At 70.1% G+C, this 24467-nt stretch carries 25 protein-coding genes; 7 read left to right on the top strand and 18 right to left on the bottom strand.

The window, feature by feature from the left end; translation table 11 throughout:
• Positions 1–53: 53 nt before the first annotated feature.
• The 5 genes from SA2016_RS00745 (at position 54) to pepD (ending at position 6412) form a co-directional block, all read left to right on the top strand.
• Entirely contained in the window at positions 54–1181 is a 1128-nt protein-coding gene (locus SA2016_RS00745) for a sugar ABC transporter substrate-binding protein (RefSeq protein ID WP_066494314.1), read from the top strand.
• A 75-nt stretch (positions 1182–1256) separates the two neighbouring features.
• Positions 1257–2288 (top strand): ABC transporter permease, encoded by a 1032-nt coding sequence (locus SA2016_RS00740; RefSeq protein ID WP_084249206.1) that lies wholly within the window; start codon positions 1257–1259, stop codon positions 2286–2288.
• Complete coding sequence (locus SA2016_RS00735) at positions 2285–3841, top strand: sugar ABC transporter ATP-binding protein (RefSeq protein ID WP_066494312.1); 1557 nt, start codon at positions 2285–2287, stop codon at positions 3839–3841. Before SA2016_RS00740 ends, SA2016_RS00735 begins: the two co-directional genes overlap by 4 nt.
• Before the next feature lie 4 nt (positions 3842–3845).
• Positions 3846–4862: an ABC transporter permease gene (locus SA2016_RS00730; RefSeq protein ID WP_066494311.1), complete on the top strand. Its 1017-nt coding sequence runs from the start codon at positions 3846–3848 to the stop codon at positions 4860–4862.
• A gap of 86 nt (positions 4863–4948) precedes the next feature.
• Positions 4949–6412, top strand: a complete 1464-nt coding sequence (gene pepD, locus SA2016_RS00725) for a beta-Ala-His dipeptidase (RefSeq protein ID WP_066494309.1) — start codon at positions 4949–4951, stop codon at positions 6410–6412.
• A 166-nt stretch (positions 6413–6578) separates the two neighbouring features.
• Here the strand turns inward: pepD and SA2016_RS22040 are convergent, their stop codons facing one another.
• Entirely contained in the window at positions 6579–6701 is a 123-nt protein-coding gene (locus SA2016_RS22040; RefSeq protein WP_257125889.1) for a hypothetical protein, read from the bottom strand.
• Positions 6702–6716: 15 nt separating this feature from the next.
• On the opposite strand from SA2016_RS22040, the gene SA2016_RS22035 reads away from it, so the two are divergent.
• Both SA2016_RS22035 and ulaA read left to right on the top strand, forming a co-directional pair.
• Positions 6717–6971 carry a PTS sugar transporter subunit IIB gene (locus SA2016_RS22035; protein ID WP_257125875.1) on the top strand — a complete coding sequence of 85 codons (255 nt, stop codon included), beginning with the start codon at positions 6717–6719 and terminating at the stop codon, positions 6969–6971.
• Positions 6972–7002: 31 nt separating this feature from the next.
• Complete coding sequence (gene ulaA / locus SA2016_RS00715; RefSeq protein ID WP_066494305.1) at positions 7003–8511, top strand: PTS ascorbate transporter subunit IIC; 1509 nt, start codon at positions 7003–7005, stop codon at positions 8509–8511.
• Positions 8512–8600: 89 nt separating this feature from the next.
• Here ulaA and SA2016_RS00710 read toward each other — a convergent pair whose 3' ends face one another.
• The 17 genes from SA2016_RS00710 to ureG form a co-directional block, all read right to left on the bottom strand.
• Positions 8601–9269 (bottom strand): 2-oxo acid dehydrogenase subunit E2, encoded by a 669-nt coding sequence (locus SA2016_RS00710; protein WP_066494302.1) that lies wholly within the window; start codon positions 9267–9269, stop codon positions 8601–8603.
• Positions 9266–10132 (bottom strand): class II fructose-bisphosphate aldolase, encoded by an 867-nt coding sequence (locus tag SA2016_RS00705; protein WP_066494299.1) that lies wholly within the window; start codon positions 10130–10132, stop codon positions 9266–9268. Before SA2016_RS00705 ends, SA2016_RS00710 begins: the two co-directional genes overlap by 4 nt.
• A gap of 30 nt (positions 10133–10162) precedes the next feature.
• Entirely contained in the window at positions 10163–10405 is a 243-nt protein-coding gene (locus tag SA2016_RS00700) for a lipoyl domain-containing protein (protein ID WP_066494297.1), read from the bottom strand.
• A gap of 35 nt (positions 10406–10440) precedes the next feature.
• Positions 10441–11487, bottom strand: a complete 1047-nt coding sequence (locus SA2016_RS00695; protein WP_066494295.1) for an alpha-ketoacid dehydrogenase subunit beta — start codon at positions 11485–11487, stop codon at positions 10441–10443.
• A complete protein-coding gene (locus tag SA2016_RS00690; protein WP_218030605.1) occupies positions 11484–12470 on the bottom strand; it encodes a thiamine pyrophosphate-dependent dehydrogenase E1 component subunit alpha in 987 nt (328 codons plus the stop codon). The genes SA2016_RS00695 and SA2016_RS00690 overlap by 4 nt, the downstream gene beginning before the upstream one ends.
• A gap of 91 nt (positions 12471–12561) precedes the next feature.
• The gene (locus SA2016_RS00685) at positions 12562–13413 is read right to left on the bottom strand and encodes an HAD-IIA family hydrolase (protein WP_066494291.1); all 852 of its coding nucleotides are present in this window, start codon (positions 13411–13413) and stop codon (positions 12562–12564) included.
• On the bottom strand, positions 13410–14924 hold the full coding sequence (locus SA2016_RS00680; protein ID WP_066494290.1) for a xylulokinase: 1515 nt from the start codon (positions 14922–14924) through the stop codon (positions 13410–13412). The genes SA2016_RS00685 and SA2016_RS00680 overlap by 4 nt, the downstream gene beginning before the upstream one ends.
• Positions 14925–14928: 4 nt before the next feature.
• The gene (locus SA2016_RS00675) at positions 14929–16407 is read right to left on the bottom strand and encodes an iron-containing alcohol dehydrogenase (protein ID WP_066494289.1); all 1479 of its coding nucleotides are present in this window, start codon (positions 16405–16407) and stop codon (positions 14929–14931) included.
• 30 nt (positions 16408–16437) lie between these two features.
• Positions 16438–17505, bottom strand: a complete 1068-nt coding sequence (locus SA2016_RS00670; RefSeq protein WP_084249204.1) for an ABC transporter permease — start codon at positions 17503–17505, stop codon at positions 16438–16440.
• A gap of 11 nt (positions 17506–17516) precedes the next feature.
• Positions 17517–19025 carry a sugar ABC transporter ATP-binding protein gene (locus tag SA2016_RS00665; RefSeq protein WP_066494288.1) on the bottom strand — a complete coding sequence of 503 codons (1509 nt, stop codon included), beginning with the start codon at positions 19023–19025 and terminating at the stop codon, positions 17517–17519.
• Between the two features lie 30 nt (positions 19026–19055).
• The gene (locus SA2016_RS00660) at positions 19056–20048 is read right to left on the bottom strand and encodes a substrate-binding domain-containing protein (protein ID WP_169803028.1); all 993 of its coding nucleotides are present in this window, start codon (positions 20046–20048) and stop codon (positions 19056–19058) included.
• 222 nt (positions 20049–20270) lie between these two features.
• Positions 20271–20885, bottom strand: coding sequence for a hypothetical protein (locus SA2016_RS00655; protein ID WP_066494284.1), 615 nt, complete (start codon positions 20883–20885; stop codon positions 20271–20273).
• 125 nt (positions 20886–21010) lie between these two features.
• Positions 21011–21535, bottom strand: a complete 525-nt coding sequence (locus SA2016_RS00650) for a flavin reductase family protein (RefSeq protein ID WP_066494282.1) — start codon at positions 21533–21535, stop codon at positions 21011–21013.
• Positions 21536–21635: 100 nt separating this feature from the next.
• Positions 21636–22082 carry a redox-sensitive transcriptional activator SoxR gene (soxR, locus tag SA2016_RS00645; RefSeq protein ID WP_066494280.1) on the bottom strand — a complete coding sequence of 149 codons (447 nt, stop codon included), beginning with the start codon at positions 22080–22082 and terminating at the stop codon, positions 21636–21638.
• On the bottom strand, positions 22069–22989 hold the full coding sequence (locus SA2016_RS00640; RefSeq protein ID WP_066494278.1) for a ribonuclease Z: 921 nt from the start codon (positions 22987–22989) through the stop codon (positions 22069–22071). The genes soxR and SA2016_RS00640 overlap by 14 nt, the downstream gene beginning before the upstream one ends.
• A gap of 35 nt (positions 22990–23024) precedes the next feature.
• A complete protein-coding gene (locus SA2016_RS00635; protein ID WP_229710861.1) occupies positions 23025–23858 on the bottom strand; it encodes an urease accessory protein UreD in 834 nt (277 codons plus the stop codon).
• The gene (gene ureG / locus SA2016_RS00630; protein WP_066494276.1) at positions 23855–24466 is read right to left on the bottom strand and encodes an urease accessory protein UreG; all 612 of its coding nucleotides are present in this window, start codon (positions 24464–24466) and stop codon (positions 23855–23857) included. The genes SA2016_RS00635 and ureG overlap by 4 nt, the downstream gene beginning before the upstream one ends.
• Position 24467 lies beyond the last annotated feature (1 nt).

Genomic DNA, 24467 nt, shown 5'->3' with positions numbered 1-24467 from the left:
GTTATTCATCGATCTGCAGGAACCCCGGGCCATCTCTTACGAAGGAGTCACTGATGCCCCTCCGGAACAGCATTCGACAGCGGCTGGCGGCCGGCGTGGCCGCAGTCGGCCTGCTGGCGGCGATGACAGCGTGCACCTCGACGACCGCCGCGTCGTCGCAGCCGATCGACAAGAAGGACATCGTCCTCGTCGCGTCCGTCATCAACACCACCAACCCGTACATGGCGTCGATGATCCAGGGCGCGCAGGCCCTGTCGAAGAAGCTCGGCGTCCCCCTGCAGATCGTCGACTCCCAGGGCAGCTCGCAGACGGAGATCTCGAAGATCCAGGCCATCCTCGCCCAGGGCAAGAAGGTCGCGCTGATGGTCAACACGGTCGCGAGCTCGGATGCGGCGCCGATCGTCAACGCGGTCAAGGCCGCCGGCGGCTACGTGAGCGTCTGGTGGAACAAGCCGGACAACTACGAGCCCTGGAATGTCGGCGACAACTTCGTCGCCTTCCAGAAGTACTCCGGCGTCCAGAGCGGGCAGTGCACGGCCGACGCGCTCGCGAAGAGCATCGGCGGCAAGGGGAACATCGTCGCCCTCGGCGGCGTGCAGGACAGCACCACGAGCCAGACCCGCGTGGCGGGCATGCAGCAGGCCCTGAAGGCCTACCCGAACGTGCACCTGCTCGACACGCAGCCGGCCAACTGGGATCCCCAGCAGGCCCTCCAGGTCACCCAGAACCTCATGGCGAAGTACGGCAACCAGATCAACGGTATCTGGTCGGCCGACGACGGCATGACGATCGGCGCGATCCAGGCTGTGCAGAACGCCGGGCGGATCAACGACGTCAAGTTCGCCACGGATGGCCTCTACCCGCAGGAGGTCGCCGACATGCAGAACCACATGGGCAATGACGCGATCGTCGGCGAGACCTTCCACCGCGGCTTCATGGCCGCAGCGATCGGCCTGTACACCGCTTACCAGGCGGCGACCGGCGCGATCAAGCCCTCGGAGCTGCCCCACGAGAAGCGGGACAGCCTCTTCAAGCTCAGCTGCGTGACCCCGCAGAACCTCTCCGAGTTCACCAAGTACGACAGCAACATCGACGGCTGGATCGACGACTTGGTGAAGAACGGGCCGTGGGACACCCAGCCCACCCCCCTCGTCGGCGGCGGTCCGGAGAAGCTGCCCTGACGGCCCCGTGCGGCGGCTCCGTCCGGACTCCTGACGGAGCCGCCGCACACCCGAACAACAGCAGGTGAGAGAGCAATGACAGCAAAGGACAGCGGCACGGGGCTTCTGATCCCGGCACCCGCTCAGCACAAACCCACCCCGAGCCGGCACCGCTTCGAGCTCAGGAATCTCGGCGAGGTTGCCGCCCTGATCGCCCTGATCGCGGTGTTCGCGGCACTCAACCCCTCCTCCTTCCTCAGCCCGGACAACGCCCGGACGATCCTGGACCACGCCGCGCTTCCCCTGATCATCGGGGTCGGGTCGACGCTCGTCATCCTGACCGGCTCCATCGACCTCTCGGTCGAGGGCCTCATGGGGGCCGCCGGGATGACCTTCGTCCTCCTCTCGGCCAACAGCCGCGGCACCGCCGACCTCGGGTTCTGGGCCATCCCGGTCGCGCTGGCGGTCGGCGCAGGGCTCGGCCTGGTCAACGGCCTCGTGCACACCCAGCTGAAGGTGCCGTCCTTCATCGTCACCCTCGGCGTGTGGTTCGTCGGGCTCGGCATCGCCACGCTGCTGTTCGGCCAGGCGTCCATCCCGTTCCTCTCCGACCAGGGCCTCAAGTCCTGGCCCACGAGCCTCACCCTCGGCCTGCCGAACTCGTTCCTCCTAGCCGCCGTGGTGGCCCTGGTGGGCATCGGCGTCACCAGGTTCACCCGCCTCGGCCGCTTCGCCTACGCGATCGGCAACAACGAGGAGATCGCCCGGGCCAACGGCGTGCCCGTCGGCAGGTACAAGGTCTACGTCTTCGTGGCGGCAGGCGCCTGCAGTGCCGGCGCGGGGATCCTCGCCAGCCTGCAGCTCGGCGCAGGCTCGGCTACGGTCGGAACCGGCAACCTCTTCCTCACCATCGCCGCCGTCGTGATCGGCGGGACCTCCCTCGCAGGAGGGAAGGGCGGAATCCTCCGCACCGCAGTCGGGGTGCTGATGCTCACCGTCCTGAACAACGGGCTCATCCTCAGCGGCGTCAGCCCGAACCTCCAGTCCGCGGTGTCCGGAGCAGTCCTCATCGCGGCTGTCCTCGCCGCAGCCTGGCCCCATCGCAGCAGATTGAGGATCGTCAAATGACCCACGCATCCGTGGCACCCGCCACAGCAGCGCTCCACAGCCCCGCCCTGAAGCTCACCCGCGTCTCGAAGTCCTTCGGCCCCGTCCAGGCCGTGAAGGACATCTCCCTGGAGATCCCGAGGCACGAGGTCGTCGGCCTGATCGGCGAGAACGGCGCCGGCAAGTCCACGCTCCTGAAGATCCTCACGGGCCTCCACCAGCCCGACTCCGGGGTGATCGAGGCAGACGGCCGCGAGGTGAAGTTCCGCCGGCCGCAGGACGCAGTGGCAGCAGGGATCGGCGTCGTCCACCAGGAGCAGTCACTCCTGACGAACCTCTCCGTGGCCGAGAACATCGCGATGAACGCCCTCTCCTCGAAGGATGCGGCCACCCGGTACGGCTTCTACCGCTGGAACCGCCTCAACCAGGAGGCCGGGAAGGTCCTCGAGCGCGTCGGCTCCACGATCGATCCCCGCGCGACCGTCGGCGATCTCTCCTTCGTGGACCGCCAGATGGTGGAGATCGCCCGCGCGCTGCGCGTCGACGAGGCAGTCCACGCCGCGCCCCTGGTCATCCTGGACGAGCCCACGGCCGTCCTGGAACGCAACGAGACGGAGATCCTCGAGCGCGAGATCCGCGCCCTCAAGCGCATCGGCTCGGTGCTCTTCGTCTCCCACCGCCTCGACGAGATCCTCAGGATCTGCGACCGCGTGATCGTCATGCGGCACGGCCAGGTCGTTGCCGACCGGCGGCGGGAATCCGTGACCGAGGATGACCTCTTCCGACTCATGATCGGCCACGAGGCCAAGGCCGCCCCGAAGCAGCGGGCCGAGCGGACCGCGCCCGAGCCTGCCGTGCTGGAGGTGAAGGACCTGAAGAAGAAGGGCCAGTTCAAGGACATCTCCTTCTCCCTCGCCCCGGGCCGCTGCACCGCCATCGTCGGCGCCCTCGGCTCAGGACGCGAATCCCTCAGCCGGGCGATCTTCGGCGCCGAGACCTTCGATTCGGGCACGATCGCCGTCGCCGGCGGTCCCGTCCGCTCATGGTCCATCCGGGCGGCCGTGCGCTCCGGAATCGCCTACATCCCCGCCGAACGGAAGGTCGAAGGGATGGTCGGAGGCTTCAGCGCCGCCGAGAACCTCACCCTCGCCCACCCCGGGAAGGCCGCGTGGGGCCCGTTCCTGAAGCGGCGCACCCAGGCGAAGGCGGCAGCCGACTGGTTCGAGCGGCTCGACATCCGCCCGCGCAACCCGCGCCTCCGCCTCGCGAGCTTCTCCGGCGGCAACCAGCAGAAGGTGGTCCTCGCCAAGTGGCTCGCCTCGGACGAGCTGAAGATCCTCCTCCTCGACCACCCGCTCAGGGGCCTCGACCCCGGAGCTGCCCAGACGGTGAACGAACAGATCCGTGCCGCCCAGAGTGCCGGAGCCGCCGTCGTCCTCCTCCCCGACACGCTCGAGGAGGCGCTCGAGATGGGCGACGACGTCCTCGTGATGCGCGACGGCGAGATCACCGGCAGCTTCGACCTCTCCGTCGAGTCCCCCACAGCCCTAGACCTCCTGGAAAAGATGGTGTGATCCCATGACACACAACGCCGTTCTCCGACCGGAGCCGCTCTCCGCCCCCTCCTCGGGCAAGCAGAAGCGGGTGACCCTGCGCCCCGCCGGCCTGTGGCAGACCGTGGGCCCGGTCGCCGTCTTCATCGCCCTGTTCGCCCTGGTGGCCGTCCTGACTCCGACCTTCGTCACAGGCGGCGGCCTCGGCATCCTGACGGTGCAGGCAGCGCCCATCCTGCTCGTGGCCCTGGGCCAGGCGATGGTGCTCAACGTCGGCTCCATCGACCTCTCCAACGCCGCCACCGTGGTGCTCTCGGCGATGATCCTCGCGCAGGCGCTGGAGCCCCTCGGCCCGGCGGCCCCCCTGCTCACGCTCGTCGTGGTGACCCTGATCGGCGCCGTGAACGGGTTCCTGATCGCCTTCGGCCAGATCCCCTCGTTCGCCCTCACGCTCGGCACGCTCGGCATCGTGCAGGCCGCATCGCTCGAGGTCAGCCACGCGACGACCGTCTACGCCACCGCCAACACGGATCTGCTCGCCCCGCTGTTCGGCACCGCGCTCGTGGGCCTGCCCCTGGCGTTCTGGGTCGGCGTCGTGTGCGCCGTCGTCCTGTGGGCCGTGCTCCGGTTCACCCGGTCCGGGCAGGGGATGACCGCCGTGGGCCTGAACGAGAGCGGCGCCCTCTTCTCCGGCCTGCGGACACGCTGGCTGAAGGTGGCAGCCTTCGCCCTCTCGGGCCTGCTGTCCGGGCTGGCCGGCGTGCTCGTCATCGCCCAGGCGGGCGCAGCCTCCTCCTTCGGGCTCGGCAGCGACCTGCTGCTCCCGGGCATCACCGCCGCGATCGTGGGCGGCACGGCCATCACCGGCGGTGTCACGAATCCGATCAACATCGTGTTCGGCGCCCTCACCGTGGGCCTCGTGCCCATCGGCGCGACCTCGGTGGGCATCAGCCCCCAGGCCCAGAGCCTCGTCTACGGGCTCGTCATCATCGTCGCCGTTGCCCTGACCATGGGCAGGAAGCGCCAAGGCGTGGTGAAGTAGCCCCAGGTCGCTCCCCCAGCCTCCACGACCACCATCCGGGGCCGCCCCTCGCAGGCGGCCCGGGCAGCCAGAGAAGGAACAGCCCGATGCCCACCCTCACATCGATCCAGCCCCAAGAGGTGTTCTCGTTCTTCGAGAGCCTGTCCAACATCCCCCGCGGCTCCGGCAACGAGAAGGAGGTCGCCGACTGGGTCGTCGACTTCGCCCGCGAGCGCGGCCTCGAGGCGACGCAGGACGATCTGCACTGTGTCCTCGTGAAGAAGCCCGGCCAGCATGGCCTGGAGGGCGCACCGCCGCTGATCCTCCACGGGCACCTGGACATGGTGTGCGAGAAGGAGGACGGCGTCACCCACGACTTCGAACAGGATCCGATCGAGCTCCTCATCGACGGTGACTTCGTCACCGCGAACGGGACCTCCCTCGGGGCCGACAACGGCATCGGCGTCTCCTACATCCTGGCGCTCCTCGACTCGAAGGACATCCCGCACCCGCCCCTCGAGGCGGTCCTGACCGCCATGGAGGAGAAGGGGAAGGTGGGAGCCGCCCAGTTCGACACGTCGAAGCTGTCCGGGAAGCGGATGATCGACTTCAACTGGATCACCGACAAGGAGATCCTCGCCGGCTGCAGCGGCGACGTGACCTTCACCGTCGACGTGCCCGCAGAGTGGGAGCCGGTGCCCGGCACGCATACCGAGACGCGTCTGCTCAAGGTCCGCGGCCTGGCCGGCGGGCACTGCGAATTCGACATCCACCTGGAGCGTGCGAACGCCGTCCTCGTCCTGGCGCGGGCGCTCACGACCCTGATGGACCGGTTCGACGTCAGGATCAGCGATCCCCACGGCGGAGCGCAGAACAACGCCATCCCGGCGGACGCCCAGGTGGTGCTGTCGCTGCGGCCGGAGGACGTCCGCGCCGTGGCCGACGCCGTCTCCGAGCTCGAGCGCACGCTGCTCAACGAGTACCGCAAGGCCGATCCGGGCATCCGGCTCGAGCTCGACTCGGCGGAGCGCCCGGAGGACGTCTTCTCGGCGGCCGCGGGGGCGCGCTTCGCGCGGCTCACCGCGCTGATCCCGAACGGCGTCCTGAGCTGGAGCCTCACGGTGCCGGGCATCGTGGAGAGTTCGAACAACCTCGGGACGGTCCGCACCACCGCGGACGGCGCACGGCTCATGTCGACCATCACGGCGGCCGTCACCTCGCGCAAGCACGAGATCCTGGACAGGGTGCGCTCGTTGGTCGCCCTCGCGGGCGGCGGCGCGTCGGTCGAGCAGTACGGGCTCGACGCGCCGGAGTTCCCCTACCGGCCGGACTCGAAGCTGCTCGACGTCGCCCGGAAGGCCTACTCGGAGGTCATGGGCACCGATCCCGAGGTCCACGTCTCCCAGTGCAGCCTCGAGCTGGGCATGTTCAGCCAGAAGCTGCCAGGCCTCGACATCATCTCGATCGGCACGGAGCTCCACGACCTCCACTCCCCCAAGGAGTCGGTGAACTTCACCTCGGTGGCGCGCGTGTGGCCCCTCATCCGCGAGGTGGTGAGCCGCCTCCACTGACGGCGACCCGCTCGTCCAGCTCGGCCGCGGCACACCAGCATCCGCGCCGCACTGCAGGGCTCCCCGGGCACGGGGCTGAAGTACTTTCGGCCTCATGCCCGGGGAGCCCTTCTGCACGTCCCGCGGGCAGGCGAGGTCCCACGCCACGGCACTCGGCGCAGCGGATCTACGGCTTCTCCATGACGGCCCGAACCGCCCGCATGATCTCGTCCGTGTCCATGAAGTTGGCGATCACTGCGACCGGGCTCGCAAGGTCGCCGAGCAGCCGGGCCATCTCGGCGTTGGTCATGATGATGTCCGCAGACTGGGAATCGGCACGTCAATCCTGCTGAAGATGAATACCGAGTCCGCCCTCGGCAAGCTGAATGTCCCCGGCACGGTGACGACGGCCGACATCAGTGCCGCCCGCGGCGCTGCGCAGGGGGTCGACCTGGTGCTGACCTCGGCCGAGCTGGCGGACAAGCTGGCCGACATCCCTGCGCCCGTCGCCGTGGTCAACAACTTCATGGACGCCCAGGAGATCGAGTCCGCGCTCTCCGGCCATCTCCCCCGGGCCTGAGTTCACGGCTTTCGTGGAGAGAGGTACTACAATGTCGTGGTTCATTTCGATTCTGCACTTCATCAGCGTCCAGATTCTCAACGTCCCCGCCTACCTGATGGGGATCGTGGCGGCCGTAGGGCTGATCGCCATGAAGAAGAAACCGGGGGAAGTGGTCGCCGGGGCCCTCAAGGCCGCGATGGGCTACCTGATCCTCGGCGCCGGCGCCACCGTCGTGATCAACTCCCTGTCGCCCTTCGGGCATCTCATCCTCAAGGACACCGGGGCCCACGGTGTGGTCCCGACCAATGAGGTGATCACCGCCCAGGCAGCGAGCCAGTTCGGAGCCCAGTCGGCGTACATCATCGTCTTCGGATTCATCATCATGCTGCTGCTGGCGAGGTTCACCCCCCTGAGGTATGTCTTCCTCACGGGACACCACATGGTCTTCATGTCGACGCTCCTCGCCGTCGTCCTGTCCGTCGGATTCGGCGCCCACCAGGACTTCTGGGTCATCGCAGTCGGGTCCGTGCTCATGGGCGCCATCATGGTCGTCATGCCGACCTTCGCCCAGCCGTTCATGAACCGCATTGTCGGGTCGCGGGACGGCAACCTGGCCATCGGCCACTTCAATACCCTGGGCTACATCATCGCCGGAGCCGCGGGGGCCGCGGTCGGGAAGCGCTCGAGGTCCGCCGAGGAAGTGAAGTTCTCCCATGGGCTCAGCTTCCTCAGGGACTCCATGGTCTCGACCACCGTGCTGATGATGGTGCTCTACATGGTCTTCGCCGTCTGGGGCATCATCGCGATTCCGCACGACGCGCTCCTGAAGGTCTTCGCGGACTCCACGTCGGGCGCTTCCGCAGACATCGGCGCCTACGTCATGGCGGCGTTCGCCCAGGCGCTGCAGTTCGGGATCGGCGTCAGCATCATCCTCTACGGCGTCCGGATCATCCTCGGTGAGCTCGTTCCGGCGTTCCAGGGGATCGCCCAGCGCGTGGTGCCGGGCGCCAAGCCCGCGCTGGACGTGCCGATCGTCTTCCCCTTCGGACCCAACGCGTCGCTCATCGGGTTCCTCGCGTCCTTCACCGGCGGCCTCGTGGCCCTGACCCTGATCGCCGTCTGGCTCGGCCCGCAGTTCGGGCTGGCGCTCATCCTTCCCGGGATGGTCCCGCACTTCTTCGACGGCGGAGGGGCCGGGGTGTTCGGCAACGCCACGGGAGGCCGGCGGGGCGCGATCGTGGGCGGCTTCCTCAACGGCGTCCTGATCACGCTCCTGCCCGCGTTCCTGCTCACCGTGCTCGGCTCGCTCGGCATGGCCAACAGCACGTTCGGCGACGCCGACTTCGGGTGGTTCGGCACCGTGGACGGGCTGATCGCGCGGACGGGCATGCCGCTCGCCCCGGTGAGCATGATTGCACTCGCCCTGGCTCTGGTCGCGTCCGCCTGGATCTTCAAAGTCCGGTGTGTCGACAAGGGCTGGCTGCCAGCTGAGGACCGTGCCCAATGGCTGGCCTCGCAGGATGCCCCAGAGCCGCGGAAGGTGCCCGCGAACAGCTGACGTGCCCTCTCGCGCCAAGCCACAGGGCGCCCCCGGCCTTCCCGGCCGGGGGCGCCCTCTCTGCCGCAGTGGCCTCAGTCCGCGCTGCGCTACGCGGTCTCCAGCCGGTCCTTCACCGTGGTGAGGAACCGGGCCCCGGTCGCGCCGTCGACGGCCCGGTGGTCGCACGTCAGGGTGATCCGGGCCCGAGGGCGCCAGCTGATGGCGCCGTCGCCGTCCCTGACCTGCTCCTCGCGCGTGGTGCCGATGGCGAGGATCGCCACCTGGGGCACGTTGAGGATGGCGTCGAAGTAGTCGATGCCCAGCATGCCCAGGTTGGAGACCGTGAAGGTCCCGTCCGAGACGTCCGCCATCGTCAGGCTGCCCTGGCGGGCACGCTGGGCGAGGTCGCGCCTCGCCTCCGCGATGCCAGTCAGGTCGAGCCGGGCCGCATCCTTGATGACCGGCACCATGAGTCCGGCCGGGGTGTCGACGGCGAGGCCCAGGTTGACCTGCCCGAACGCGGTCACGGCCTCGTCGGCGTAGTGGGCGTTGATCGCCGGATGCTCCAGGAGCGCCGCCGCGCAGGCCGCGAGGATGGCGTCCGTGACCGTGGCCCCCGGGACGCGCTCCTTCACGGAGAGCGCCGAACCCATGTCAACGCTCGTCGAGAGGTGGAACGCCGGCGCGCCCCAGGCGGCCGTCATCCGCCGCGCGGCGGTGCGCCGGATGCCCTTGAGGGGGGTGGTGACGCTGTCCTCGCGCTGCTCGGTGGTCACTGCTGGACCAGCTGCCGGCGATGCTGGGCCTTGCCGGCACAGCCGTAGAGCTTCATCTTCTGGACGGTTGCCTCGATCATGCGCTCGCGGCCTTCGGCCATGGCCTCCTCGAGCTGGCGGTCGCCCTGGGCCCAGACATCCTCGATGCCCGAGCGGAAGGCGAGGCGGAGGTCCGTGTCGGCGTTGAACTTGTGCACGCCGGCGGCCATCGCCGCGAGGATCTCGTTGTCGGGCACCCCGGAGGCGCCGTGCAGGACCAGGGGGATGCCGACCGCGGCCTCGATCTGCTTGACGCGCTGGATGTCGAGCGGCTGCGGCTTGGCGAGGGGCACGCCGTGGACGATGCCCACGGAGATCGCGAGGAAGTCCACTCCCGTCTCGGAAACGAACCGCTCGGCCTCGGCCACGTCGGTGTAGTACGAGGACCAGTCGACCTGCTCGTCGGCGTTGGGGATCTTGCCCAGCTCGGCCTCCACCGGGATGCCGAATGCGTGGGCCACCTCGACCACCCGGCGGGTGGTGCGGATGTTCTCCTCGAACGGAAGGTGCGCGCCGTCGTACATGATGGACGTGAAGCCGAGCTTGATCGCCTCGAAGACCTCGTCCCACGGGCCGTGGTCCAGGTGGATGACGTACTCCGCGTCCGACTCCTCGGCGATCCGCCGCGTCATCTCGTAGGCCTTCTTGAGGCCCATGTGCGGGACGATCGCCCGTCCGACCTGGAGGAAGACCGGAGACTGGGCGCGCTCGGCGGCCCTGACGAGGGCCTCGGTGGTCTCCTCGTTGTGCATGTTGAACGCTCCGACGGCGTAGCCGCCGCTGGTGGCCTCGTCGACAATCTGGCGGGGGTCAACCTGTGGCATGGTCCTGTCCCTTCCTGCTCCCGGCCCCGGTCAGGCCGTCTCGATGTAGGCCAGCACGGCGCGGACCTCGACCGTCTCGCCCTCGGGGACGACGATCTCGGCCAGGACGCCGGAGGCCGGCGACTCGAGGGTCTCCTCGACCTTCTCCGCCTCGACCTCGGCGAGCGGCTCGTCTTCGGCGACGCTGTCCCCGACGTTCTTGAGCCACGTGGCAACGGTGCCCTCGCTCATGCCCATACCCCACTGCGGCAGCAGGACCTCGACTCTAGCCATGTCTTCTCTCCTTCAATCGGTGTTCTGTAGGACCGTCACATCCGCGGCGCGGGCGACGTCAGTTCTGGGTTGGAGGTGTTCGCCATCAGGCCGGTGACCCGTCGGATGGCGTCCTCGATCTTGGCCCGGTTCGGGTACAGCTGCTTCTCGAGCGCCGGGCTGAACGGGATCTGGGTGTCCGGCGTCGTGACGCGCATGATCGGCGCCTTGAGCGACTCGAAGGCCTCCTCCGCGACGATCGCCGAGATCTCCGCCGCCGCGGAGCACGTGCGGTGCGCGGGATCGGCGATCACGAGCCGGCCGGTGCGCTGCACGGACCGGATCACCGCCTCGGTGTCGAACGGCACGAGGGTGCGCGGGTCGATCACCTCGACGGAGAGGCCGTCCTCTCCCAGGACCTCTGCGGCCGCGAGGGCCTCGGGCACGGCGCTGGAGATCGCGACCACCGTGACATCGCTGCCCTGGCGCGCCACCCGGGCCTGGCCGAAGGGGATCCAGAACTCCTCCTCGGGCACCTCGCCCTTGCTGCCCCAGAGCATGCAGGCCTCGAAGGTCAGCACCGGGTCGTCGGTGTCGACCGCAGTGCGCAGGAGCCCCTTGGCGTCGTACGGGGTGGCGGGGACGATGATCTTCAGGCCGGGGACGTTCATGAACATCGGGTACGGGCGGTCCGAGTGGTGCGCTCCGGTGTTGAGCCCGTAGAACATCGCCGAGCGGAAGACCACGGGGATGGAGGCCTGGCCGCCGAACATGTACCGGTTCTTGGCCGCCTGGTTCACGAACTGGTCCATGGCCATGTACAGGAAGCTCGAGTACGAGAGGTCGACGATAGGGCGCAGGCCCGTCATCGCGGCGCCGATGGCCGAACCGACGATGACCTCCTCGGAGATCGGGGTGTTGCGGATCCGGTTGGACCCGAACATCTCCAGGAAGTCGCCCTTGTCCTTGCGGGACTTGCCGGCGCCCGTGGTGCCGTAGACGTTGGCCTCGACGTCCTCGCCGATGATGACCACCCGCTCGTCGGCCTCCATGGCCTCGCGCTGGGCGGCACCGATGGCGCCGAGGTAGCTCATGACAGTCATGCGATCGCTCCGATCGGTTCGGTGTAGAGGTCTTTGAAGGCGACGCTGGGGTCCGGGTAGGGGCTCTCGTCGGTGAAGCGCACCGCCTCGTCGACCTCGGCCATGACCTCGGCCTCGAGGGCGTCCAGCTCCTCGGCGGAGGCCACCCCTTCACGTTCGAGCCGCTGGCGGAACAGGACGATCGGGTCGCGCTCGACCCAGGCCGCCTTCTCGCTCGCGTCGCGGTAGTCGGTGCCGAGGCGCAGGCCCTCGGAATGCTCGTTGAAGCGGTAGGTCACCACCTCCACGAGGGACGGGCCCTCTCCGCGGCGGGCGCGCTCGACCGCCTCGACCACGGCCTCGTGGACCGCGAGGACGTCCTGGCCGTCCTCGACGCGCACGCCGGGCATGCCGAATCCGGCGGCACGCTCGGCGATCACGCCGGAGGTGACCGTGTGGGCGGGGGTCGAGAGCGCGTACTGGTTGTTCTCGCAGAGGAAGACGACGGGCAGCTTCCAGACGCCGGCGAGGTTCATCGCCTCGTACAGGCAGCCCTGGTTGGCGGCGCCGTCCCCGAAGAACGCCAGGGAGACCTTGCCGTTGCCGAGCACCTTGCTCGACAGGGCCGCACCGGTGGCGATCGGGATCGAGGAGCCGACGATGCCCGACTCCCCCAGGCTGCCGACGGCGAAGTCCGCAAGGTGCAGGGACCCGCCCTTGCCCTGGCACACTCCGGTGGCCTTGCCCACGAGCTCGGCCATCAGCGGGCCCAGCGGCGAGCCCTTGCCGATGGGGTGCCCGTGGCTGCGGTGGTTCCCGGACATGTAGTCGCCGTCGCCGAGCGCCATGCAGGCGCCCACGACCTGGGCCTCCTGGCCGATGCTCGTGTGCACGGTTCCCGGGATCTGCCCGCGCTTGACCATGCGCGAGGCCCGCTCATCGAAGCGGCGGATCCGCAGCATGCGCCGCTGCATCTCCAGCTGGGTGGTTGGGGAGAGATCCATCATTCCTCGCTTTGAGTAAATATTCCTGATCTGAATTGAAATTCTACCGATGGGTGCGGCCATGGAGCAAGGGCTTCTTCAACCCGGTTTCCTAGGCCCCGGCGAACGGGGCCAGAAGCGCGTCGATCCGCGGCAGAATGTAGGTGGGCTGGCGGTCCCGCGGAAGCTGGCGCGCCATCTCCTCGGTGCTCTCGCCCGTCAGGACGAGTGCGGAGTCGATGCCGGCCGAGGCAGCCATGGCGATGTCGGTGTGCAGCCGGTCGCCCACCATGAGGCACTGCGCCCCGGGCAGACCCAGCACCTCGAGCGCCGTCGTGAGCATGACGGCCGCGGGCTTGCCCACGTTCGCCTCGCACTTGGCTCCCGTGCTCGCCTCGATGGCGGCGATCACCGCCGCGGCGTCCGGTTCGCCCCGGCCCTGCGGCATGGGGCAGTAGGCGTCGGGATTCGTCGCGACCAGCCGCGCCCGCCGGTACTGCCACAGCGCATCGAACGCGATCTGCAGCTTGCGGTAGTCGAAGCCGCGGTCGTAGCTGGCCACGACCACATCGATCTCCCGGGGGTCCTCGGTCAGGCGGAAGCCCGCCGCGCTGATGGCCCGCACGAGGGGGTCCTCGCCGATGACGAAGACCGCCGCGCCCGGCGCCTCCCGACGCAGCCACGCGACGATCGTGACCAAGGGGTTCACGATCCGCTCCGGCGACGTGGCCAGGCCGAGCCTGGTCAGCTTGTCGGCGTACATCTGGGGGTCCTTGGTGGGATTGTTCGACAGGAAGAGGGTCTCCCGGCCGGAGCTGCGCAGCCCCCGGATGAGGTCCTCGGCTCCGGGCAGGAGCTCGTCTCCGAGGTAGATCGTGCCGTCGAGGTCGAAGAGGTAGCCCTCGTAGGCCTTCACGTCCGTGGCCTCGGGCACCCCCGGCGCCCCGGGAGCCGGCGCCCTCATGGCCGCACCGCCTCTGCCAGGCGGGCGAACAGTGCCCGGTTGGACGGGTAGATGTCCCGGTAGACGTCGTAGAGGCGGTCGTAGACCGCGGCCTGCTGCGGCCGCGGCTCATAGGAGACACCGAGCCCGCTCATGGCCTTGGCCGCGGCCGCGACGGACTCGTGGAGGCCCACGGCCGAGGCCGCCAGCATCCCCGCACCCAGGCAGGTGCTCTCCGGCTCCCGGACCACCGAGACGCTGCGCTGCATGACGTCGGCGATGATCTGGCACCACACCGGGCTCCGCGACCCGCCGCCCAGGGCGATGATCTCGGCGACCGGCTCCGCGAGGGCCTGCTCGGCCCCCGTGGTCAGGAGGCGCTGCTCGAAGGCGAGCCCCTCGAGGAGGGCGCGGTAGACGTGGGCCTTGCCGTGGATGCCGGTCAGCCCGACCAGGACTCCCCGGGCGTGGTGGTCCCAGTAGGGCGTGAGCGCCCCGGTCCAGTACGGGAGCGCCAGCAGGCCCTCGGCGCCCGGGGGCAGCTTCGCCGCAGCGGTCTCGAGGATCTGCTCGGGAGTGAGGTCGAGGCCGAGCGCGCCCTGCGTGATCCCGGAGAACTTCTCGACGAACCAGGTCAGGTTGATGGTGCCGCCGCCGATGAAGGTCTCGAGCGTGTACGCGCCCGGCTGGGCCGCCGAGAGCGTCCGGTATTCCTGGGCGTAGGAGTAGTGCTCGGAGAACGTGCCGGAGACGATGCCGCTGCCGAGGTTGAGGTATGCCCGCCCGCCCACCGTGGCCCCGGACCCGAGCTGGGCGCACTGGCCGTCCCCCGCGCCGGCCACGACGACAACGTCGCGGGGAAGACCGAGCTGCCGCGCGGCGTCGTCCGTCAGACGACCCAGCACGCTCCCCGGGGCGCGCAGCTCGCTGAGCTGGCCGCGCTCGAGGCCCACGGCGTCCAGGAGGGACTGGTCGTAGTCGAAGGTCGTCATGTCGACGAGGCCGAGCGGGTCGGCGGAGGCCCAGGAGGTGAGCCACTGCCCGGTGAAGCGGTGGACGAGGAAGCCGTGGACGTCGACCACCTTCCCGATCCGGGCGACGGTGTCGGGCTCGTTGGCGGCCAGCCAGTGCAGCTTGTACCAGGCCGGCGTCGGATTGGCGGGCTTGCCGGTGAGCCGGTGGACCTCCTCCGTCCCGAACGCGGAGACCTCCTTGGTGGCCCGGGTATCCAGCCACAGCATCGCGGGCCTGAGGGGGAGGCCCTCGGCGTCCAGGCAGACGAAGCTCTCGCGCTGGTGGGTGATGCACACGGCGCCGATGCGCGAGACGTCGACGGCCTGGGAGGCCCGCCGGATCGCCTCGACCGAGGCCGCCCACCAGTCCTCTGCATTCTGCTCGCCCCACCCCGGATGGGGCTGGCTCAGGCCGAAGGCGCAGCGCGCCTGGGCGAGGGCGTCGCCGCGGGAGTTCCACACGACCGCCTTGGCGGCGGTGGTCGAACAGTCGACGCCGATCACGTAGTCCCGCTGCATGGTGTCACTTCCCTCCTGCTTCCGCCTTCGCGCCGGCGCGCGCGGCCCGCTCCAGCACCTCGTCCACATCCTGCGGCTCCCACCATCCGAGGAGCGTGAGCAGGTCCACGACCGTGAACCGGTTGCGCATCAGCGCGCAGTTCTCGACGGCCCAGCGGCCCAGTTCGGGCTCCACCGCCGGTTCGAGATCGGAGAGGGCGGCAGGTGCGCCCGCTTCGGTGAGGGCCGAGGCGATGGCGTCCGCGGGGCGGACGAGGCCGCGGAGCTCGTCCCGGGCCTCGGCCCAGTCGCCCAGCAGAGCAGTGATGCGAGGGAGGTTCCGCTCCACGGCGTCGAGCTTGGCCGAGAAGTCCTTCCAGCATTCCTCGGCGACCTGCAGGCTAGGATCGACCCGTTCGAAGGCGGACAGCACACGCTCCCGGCTGCGGCCCCGGTCCAGCGCCTTCGTGGCGATCCTCGGCCGGTCCGAGGCACGCTCCAGGCGCTCGAAGAGCATCTCCCAGGCGGTCGCGGCGATGACCGCGCCGGCCCCGACCTGGGCGCCGTGGAGGCCGATCGGCAGCCCGTGGCCGCCGCGGTACTGGTCGAGCATGTGGCTGATGAGGTGTTCGACGCCGGAGAGCACGGCCGTGGTCCCTGCCACCCCGGTGACGATGCCGCGCAGGGCGAGTGCGCGCGCCAGGGAGGCCACCGCATCGGAGCGGGCTTCGCGCACTCCCGCGCTCCAGCTCTCGAGGTCCTTGCCGACGGAGGCGAGCAGCGTCACCGCGCTGGGCTTGAACGTCGGGTCGGTCCCCACGAGGGAGGCGAGGCGCCAGTCCGCGGGCGCCACGAGCATCGAGGTCATCTCGCCGAAGCCAGCGCGGTTCATGGCCTCCGGTGCGCCGGCGATGGTGAGCGTGTCCGAGACCACCGCGTCCGGCCATGCCGAGGGCACCGTGCGCTTGACGCCGTTGCGGAGGACCACGGAGACGTCGTCCGTGAAGCCGTCCACGGAGGCGGCAGTCTGCACCGTGAGCAGGACCGGCCGCTCTCCGGCCTCCCCTGCCCGCTGGACGGCGACCTTGGCGATGTCGCTGATGGTGCCCCCGCCGATGGCCACCACCGCGGCCTTGCCCGCGGCCGCCTCGGCCGCCTCGTCGAGGATCGGGTCCACCACGTGGAGTTCAGGGTGCCCGTCGTCGAGCACCGTGCGGGTGACGTCGAACTGGTCGGCGAGCTGCGCCTCGACGGCGTCCTTGACGTTCTGCTCGCCGCGCAGGATCGGGGTCCTGTCGACGAGGAGCGCCACGCGCGCCCGGGCAGCCCCGTCCCGCGGCGCCGCCGCGGAGGCCAGGAGCTCGCCCAGGGTGGCCGGCACGGCGCTCAGCGCGTCAGGGCCGATGATGAGCTGGTCGATGCCGCAGGGGGCGAGCGTCCGCCCCGGATCGGCCTCGTCGAGCATCTCGGCGATCGGTTCGACGATGTACGTCTCAGTGGACATGGAGATTCCTCTTCTGCGCGCGGCCCGGCGTCATGAGCCCTGGCGGCTTCGGCTGGCGCGGTCGGTCAGGACGGCGACGATGATGGCGACCCCGATGACCACGGGCTGGAGGTTCGGGGAGACATTGAGCAGCGACATCCCGTTGTTGAGGACCCCGATGATGAGCAGGCCGATGAAGGTGTTGAGCATTCCGCCCGAGCCGCCGGAGAGGCTCGCTCCGCCGATCACGACCACGGCGATGACGTTGAGGAGGTCGGCCGTGCCCGCCGTCGGCTGCGCGGAGTCGAGCCGGGATCCGACGATCACGCCCGCCACCGCGGCCAGGAGGCCGGCGATCATGTACACGCCGATCTTGATCCTGGTCACGTTCAGGCCCGACAGGCGCGCCACCTCGGCGTTGCCTCCGATGGCGTACAGCGCCCGCCCGGTGGGGCGGAAGCGGAGCCAGAAGGCGGCGAGCACGAAGATCGCGACCATGATGAGCCCCTCGAGCGGGATGCCGAGGACGGGGGTGCTGGTGAGGGCGAGGTACCAGTCCGGGAAGTCGTTGATGGGGTTGCCGTTGGTGACGTAGAGCGCCAGGCCCGCGCAGGCGGACATGGTGGCGAGCGTCGCGACGAAGGGCTGGATGCGCCCGTAGGTGGAGAGGATCCCATTGACCAGCCCCACGGCCGCGCCGGTCACGAGCCCGATCACGACGCACAGGCCGAACGGCAGGCCCCCCGAGCGGAACAGCCACGCGCTGACCATCAGGGACAGCGCGAGGTTGGAGCCCACGGAGAGGTCGATCCCGCCGATGAGGATGACCAGCGCGGCCCCGACCGCCATGATGCCGAGGTCGGCGTTCTGGCTGATGATGTTGGACAGGTTGCGCCACGTGAGGAAGTAGGGCGAGAGGATCGAGAACACGATCATGACGGCGACGAGCCCGAGCAGCGGGCCCGGGAGGGCCCGGAGGGCGCGGGCGGCCCCTGATCGGACGCCGGCGGGAGAGGTCCTGGCGGTGCGCGTCGCGGGCGACGCCGTGTTCTGGACCTGCGTGTCCCCGCGGGATGCCGAGGGCTCCCCGAAGGATGCCTGGTGAGTGGTGGTTCCCATGACTGCTCTCTCTATCGCTGAGGTGTCGCGGCCGAATGAAAGGCCAGGTCGATGACTCGTTGGGGGGTGGCCTCGGCGCGCGGGAGGATGCCCCGCTGGCGGCCGCCGGCCATGACGAGGACCCGGTGGGAGAGTCCCAGGACCTCTTCGAGCTCGGAGGAGACCACGATGACCGCTATGCCCTCGGCTGCGAGGGACCTGATGATCTCGTAGATCGCCATCTTCGCCCCCACGTCGACCCCCCGCGTGGGCTCGTCGACGATGAGGACCTTGGGATCCTTCACCAGCCATTTGCCGATGAGGATCTTCTGCTGGTTCCCGCCCGACATGGACTTCACGGGAAGGGTCATGTTGCCGCGCACATCCAGCCGGCGGCCCTGGGAGGTGGCCACCTCTCGGATGGCCTTCTTCGTGACCAGCCCCCACCGGGTGAGGCGGCGCTCCCACGGGAGCGTCAGGTTCTCCTCAGCGGTCCGGTCGAGGTTGAGCCCCTGGCCCTTGCGGTCCTCGGGCACCATGACGATGCCGGCCCGGATCGCGGACTCGGGGCTCGTGCAGGGCAGCCTGCGCCCCTCGAGGATGACCTCGCCCTCATCGGGACGGTCCACTCCGGCGATGGCGCGGACCACCTCGGTGCGGCCGGCGCCGACCAGGCCCGCGATGCCCAGGACCTCCCCCTGCCTGAGCTCGAAGTCGATCCCCTCGAAGGCCCCGCGGCGACCCAGCCCGCGGACCTCGAGGACGGTGTGGTCGCGGCTCGGCTGCGGCGGGATGTGCTCGTAGGTGAATTCGCGCCCCACCATCGCGTTGATGATGGCTTCCTTGGCGACGTCGCCGGAGGACCAGGACATGACGCGCGAGCCGTCGCGGAGGCAGACGATCTCGTCCGCGACGTCCCGGACTTCGTCGAGCCGGTGCGAGATGTACACGACCCCGGCTCCCCCGGCGCGCAGGGTGCGGATCCTCTCGAGCACATGCTCGGTCTCCGACTCGCCGAGGGACGCCGAGGGCTCGTCGAACACCACGTACCGCGGGCTGCGGCTGAGGGCCTTGGCGATCTCGATCTCCTGCTGGAGTGCCATCGAGAGGCCGCGCACGGGGCGGCGGACGTCCAGGTCGACTCCCAGGGAGTCCATGACCGACTTGGCCTCCTGCCGCATCCGGCCCCAGTCGACGCGTCCGGCATGCTGCGGGACCCTGCCGAGGAAGATGTTCTCGGCCACGGACAGGTCCTGGATCAGCCTCGTCTCCTGATGGATGAGCGCCACGCCCTGCCGCAGCGCCTCCGCGGGGCTCGAGGGCGCGTAGTCCGCCCCGTCGAGCGTCATGCGCCCTCCGTCCGGCTTGACGACGCCGGTGATCACCGAGCTCAGCGTGGACTTGCCCGCACCGTTCTCACCGACCAGCCCCACCACCGTCCCCGGCGCGACCCGGAAGTCGACCGACTTCAGGACAGTCACACCGCTGTATGCCTTGACCAGGCCTTCGGCCACCAGGCCGTCAGCGCCTTCTGCGCCCATGATCCCTCCCACCCGTGCGGACCCGTCGGGTCACTTGAAGGACTTGGCGTCAGGACCGTAGAAGTCCTCGACCTTGTTCTGGCCCACCGTTGCCTTGTCGATCAGCACGGTGTCCTGGTACTGCTCCTGAGGGATGTCGCCGCCCTTGCCGTTCATGAGGGCAATCGCGTTGTCCACGGCGAGCTTGCCCATCTTGTAGGGCTGCTGGGCCTCGGTGCCCTGGGTGAGCCCGCTGGCCACGGCGTCGAACATCGTGGGGAAGCCGTCGATCCCCACCGAGAAGATCTGCTTCCCGGCCGCCTTGGAGGCCTTCGCCGCGCCGAGGGCCATCGCATCGCTCTCACCGAAGACGGCCTTGACGTTGGGGTGGGCGGTGAGGATGTTCTGCGTGGCCTTGTAGGCCTCCGTCTCGTCCCAGTTGGCGGTCTCCTCGGCGACCAGCTTGATCCCGGGGTTCTCCTTGAGCGCGTTCTGGCAGCCCTGCGTGCGCTGGATCTCCGCGGTGGAGCCCAGCACGCCGTGCAGGATGGCGAGTTCGCCGCTGCCGCCGATCTGCTTGAACATCCAGGTGCAGATATCGTGGGCGGCCTTGACGCTGTCCGTGGCGATGTAGGTGGCCAGCTTGCCCTGCCCCGACTCCGGCCGCTGGTCGACGGCGACGACGGGCACCTGCGCCTGGTTTGCCGCCCGCACGCCGGCCGCCGCCGCGGTCGAGTCCTGGGACGTGAAGATCAGGGCGCCGATCTGCTTCGTCAGCAGGTCGTTGACCTGCTTGATCTGCGCCGAAGAGTCGTTGTTGGCCGAGGTGACGTTGACGTCGTAGCCCTGCTTCTTGGCCTCATCCTTGATCCCGGCGACTTCGGCGACGTAGAAGAGCGACTTCTGGTCGGCCACGGAGACGCCGATCACCTTCTTGCCGCCGGATCCCGCACTGCTGTCCTGGCCGCATGCCGCCAGGGGGAGCACGGCGATCGCTGCGGCCATGGCCGCCCCTGCGAGTCGCACCGCTGGACGTGACGTCATTGTTCGTCTCCTCTGCCTTCGATGACGCGTATCGGGCTTACCGACATTTTTATTCGGCATCCAAATGTGTATGCATCGATGGTGCGACGAGGATCACAGCATTGTCAATAGGTTCAGACAGGGGGCGGCGGCGGGTCCCGGAGCCGGCCCTCCTCCGTGGCGACCGGCTGCCCTACGGGACCCTTGAGGTCGAGGCGAGCTTCGGCGTCGTGCCCTACTCGTTCAGGGGCGGGCAGGCCGGAGTGCGGCGCCCAGAGCGGGGAGGGTGGTCACGACCAGGTGGGCCGCGCCGCCCTCGGCGCGGACCAGCTGGGCCCGAACGCCCAGCAGAAGGGCCTCCCCGCGCAGGAGCAGGCTCCGGTAGCAGCGGGCCCGTTCCGCCGGCGACAGGGCAGCGAGCCACGGCGCCGCGTGGTGGTTGAAGTGAGCGGCCATCGCGAGGCGGGACAGTGCCGCTTCACGCCGTGCCCTCAGGGCGCGGCCCAGCCTGGCCAGCAGGTCCGGCGCGACGAAGAGCGCGGCGGCCGCGGCCGCCGCGAGAACGAGCTCGGCGCGCCCCGAGAGCACGGACCAGCCGAGCGCCAGCCCGAGCACGAGGACGAGCCCGCGCCCGACCCAGTCCACCGCACGCGCCAGCCGCCGGTGGCTGTGTGCCCACGCGGCCACGACCCTGTCGGCGTCCAGGGCCGCAGCCTGGACGGGATCGAACACCACGCGCCTGAGCAGGCTGGTCCCGTCGGGCAGCTGTTCGCCGTGAGTGCCGTACCGGCCCATACCGTGCGGCCGCCGTGCCTGCTGCTGAGCCTGGGCGCCGACCGGGAAATCTTCGAGCTGCATGATCTGTCCCTCCGGTCCACACGGATACCGCACGGACCTGTGGGTGTCCTGTAAACGCAGCGGACAGGTCTCGGTGTTACGGGCGCCGTGGGCGCGGCTGCGGGCCGGCCGGGGCCCACATCAGGCTAGTCGAGCTGCGAATGCGCCCCGAGGGCATGGAAGGCGCGGTCGTGGTACACGAGCGGCGCGCCGTGGCGCTCCTGGGCGAGCACCTCGAGCACCGTCGCGGCCAGCAGGACGGACCCGCCCACGGGCACCCGGTGCGTGATGGCGCAGCGCAGCGCCCACGGCGCGGCGCGGAGCCAGGGCTCGCCGGTGGGCAGCGCCTCCCAGTCCATCGCCTCGGTGAAGCGGGGCGAGCCGGGAGTGGCGAACGTGCGGACCAGGCCGACCTGCTCCGCGTCGACGAGGTGCACCAGGACCGTCTCCGCCTCCGCGATGTGCACGGCCGAGCGTCCGCCAGAGACGGAGAAGGCCAGGGAGGGGGGATCGACCGCCACGGAGGCGACGGAGGACGCCGTGAGCCCGACCGGCCCCTCAGGGCTCGCGGCCGTCACGACGGCAACTCCCGCGGGATGGGAGCGGAACGCGTCCCGGAAGAGGGCGGAGTCGGCGCCGGAGACGCTCAGGAAGGTCGGGGTCACAGTCATGCCTGGTCTTTCGTCGGGGTGCCCGAGCACTCGGGACCTCCTACGACGCTAGGACCTCAACAATCGTTGAGGTCAATCGAACGTGACCATTGTCACCCCTCTACGGCTCGAGTGCCGAGGCCCCGGAGGCGCCGAGCCGGTCCTGCGGGTTGACGAGGCTGCAGGTCGAGAGCGAGAGGCAGCCGCACGCGATGCACCCGTCGAGCCGGTCCCGCAGGTGCTCGAGGCGGGCGATCCGCTCGTCGATCTCGGTGCGCCATGCCCTGGAGAGCCGCCCCCAGTCCTGCTGGGTGGGCACGCCGTCGTGCGGGAGCAGCTCGAACGCGTCCGCGACGGTGGCGAGGGGGATGCCGGCGCGGTGCGCGGCCTTGATGACGGCCACGCGGCGCAGGATCGAGCGGGGGTAGCGCCGCTGGTTGCCGGAGGTGCGGCGGCTGTGGATCAGGCCCTGCCGCTCGTAGAAGTGCAGGGCGGAGATGGAGAGCCCGCTGCGGGCCGCGAGCTGGCCGACGGTGAGCTCCTCGGCCTCGCCGCTACCCATCGCCATCGCGGTCCCCCTCCCCCATCCACGCGCCCCGCCGCCGCGGGAAGCCGATCCGGTCCAGGTCCGCCGCGGCGCGCACGACGGCGTTCCCCGCCCGCCGCCGCGCCTGGCCTTCAAGCTGGGCCGTCTCGGGATACCGGGAGGAGAAGTGGGTCAGCACGAGGTTCCGGGCGCCGGCGGCACCGGCGATGGACCCGGCCTGCCCCGCGGTGAGGTGGAGGTACTGGTCGGCGAGCGCGGCGTCGTCGTCGCTGAACGTGCACTCGGTGACGAGCAGGTCGGCGCCCTCGGCCAGCGCAACGGCGCCCTCGCACGGGGCGGTGTCCATGACGAACGCGAACCGCTGCCCGCGGCGCGGGACGCTCACGTCCTCGATCCGCACGCCGCCGAGGCGCCCCTCGCGCTGCAGCCGCGCCACGTCCGGGCCGCGGATGCCGGCGGCCGCGAGCCGCTCGCGCACGATGGTGCGCCCGTCCGGCTCCGCGAGCCGGTAGCCGAAGGTGCCGATGCGGTGCCTGAGCGGCTCGACCGCGAGCCCGGGGGCGATCTCCCCGGCCGCGCCGTGGGGCACGAGGCGCAGGTCGATCCCGGGGGTCGAGACGGCGACGAGGGCCCGGACCACCTCCTCGCCGGAGGCGGGGTAGTGCAGGTGCACGGGGTGCTCCACGCGGTCGAGCGCCAGGCGCGAGAGCACGCCGGGCAGCCCGTAGCAGTGGTCCCCGTGGACGTGGGTGAGGCAGATGCGCGTCACCTTCGTCGCGGCCACGCCGGCGTGGATCATCTGCCGCTGCGTCCCCTCGCCCGGGTCGAAGAGGATCCCCTCGCCGTCCCAGAGCAGGAGGTAGCCGTTGTGGTTGCGGGCGCGCGTGGGCACCTGCGAGGCGGTGCCGAGGACCACGAGTTCGCGCATCTGCCCAGTATCGCCTGCCCGGCCGGGCCGCCGCGTCAGTACTTGCGCAGGTCGAGGGCGCCCTGGCTGTGCCACGCGGCGCGGAGCGCGTTGACCACGGCGAGGATGAGCGCGTCCACGGCCTGCGTGGAGTGGCCGAGGACGCGGAGCGCGAACCCGGGCACGGGCAGGGCCGAGACGCCCCCGAGCAGGCCGTCGGCGCGCTCGGCGAGGAGTGCCCTGGCCAGGCCCACCGTCTCCTCGCCGGCGCGGGGGTCCACCACGAGCAGCGAGCCGAGGTGCGAGCGGCCCTCGAGCAGCCCGAGTCCCGCCAGGCCGTCGTGGCTCGCCGAGGGCTCGAGGACGAGGTTGTCCAGGACCACGGGCCGCCCGCCCATGCTGACCTCGGTGCGCAGGCGGACCCGGTCGTAGCCGAACGGCGCCCGGGACGGCGACCAGCCCGGCGTCACCACCTCCGCCAGGACCAGGCTCGCGGACGGGTCCATCTCGATCCGCGTCTCCTGCTCGTAGCGGGAGGCCCGGTAGGCGATGAGCTGGTCGGGGAGGTAGTCGAGCCGGCTCCCCGGCCCGAGCCGCACCGTCAGGTCCTGGACCGCCTTGTCCCGGGGCGTGCGGTACACCTTGGTGGCCGCCTGGGTGGTGAGCAGCAGCTGGGCGCCGTCCTCCACCGTCACGTCCAGGCGGTACCGGTCGCCGTCCAGGTACGCCCCGCCCGGATTGACGACGACGTAGGTCACCTGCCCGGTCCCGTCCAGGTACATGGGGCGCAGCACGCGCAGCGCCCCGCGGTGGTACTGCGCCGCGGCGACGGACCGCTCCCCTCGGCGCCTGATCACGAGGTCGAGCTCGCCGCGCGCGGTCAGGCTCACACGAGGTCCATCATGAGGACGTCGTGCTTGAGCCAGCGGATCACATGCTCGAGGCCCTCGTCCGTCTTGAGGTTCGTGAAACAGAAGGCCTTCTCGCCGCGGAATTCGCGCGAGTCCGCCTCCATGACCGTCAGGTCGGCGCCGACGTGGGGGGCGAGGTCGGTCTTGTTGATGATGAACAGGTCCGACTTGATCATGCCCTGGCCTGCCTTGCGCGGGATCTTCTCGCCCTGCGCCACGTCGATGATGTAGATGGAGAAGTCGACGAGCTCGGGGCTGAACGTGGCCGAGAGGTTGTCCCCGCCGGACTCGATGAAGATCACCTGCAGGTCAGGGTGGGCCTCGATGAGCCGGTCCACGGCCGCCTGGTTCATGGAGGTGTCCTCGCGGATCGCGGTGTGGGGGCAGCCGCCGGTCTCGAGCCCCACGATCCGGTCGAGCGGGAGCACGCTCGTGCGCGCGAGGATCTTGGCGTCCTCGACCGTGTAGATGTCATTGGTGATGGCGGCCATGGAGATCTCGTGGCTCAGGGCGCGGGTCAGGCGCTCCACGAGCTGGGTCTTGCCGGCTCCCACCGGGCCGCCGATTCCGATCTTCACCGGGTGCATG

The organism is Sinomonas atrocyanea, from assembly GCF_001577305.1.
Taxonomy (GTDB): domain Bacteria; phylum Actinomycetota; class Actinomycetes; order Actinomycetales; family Micrococcaceae; genus Sinomonas; species Sinomonas atrocyanea.
This window is presented reverse-complemented; position numbering and strand designations above follow the sequence as displayed.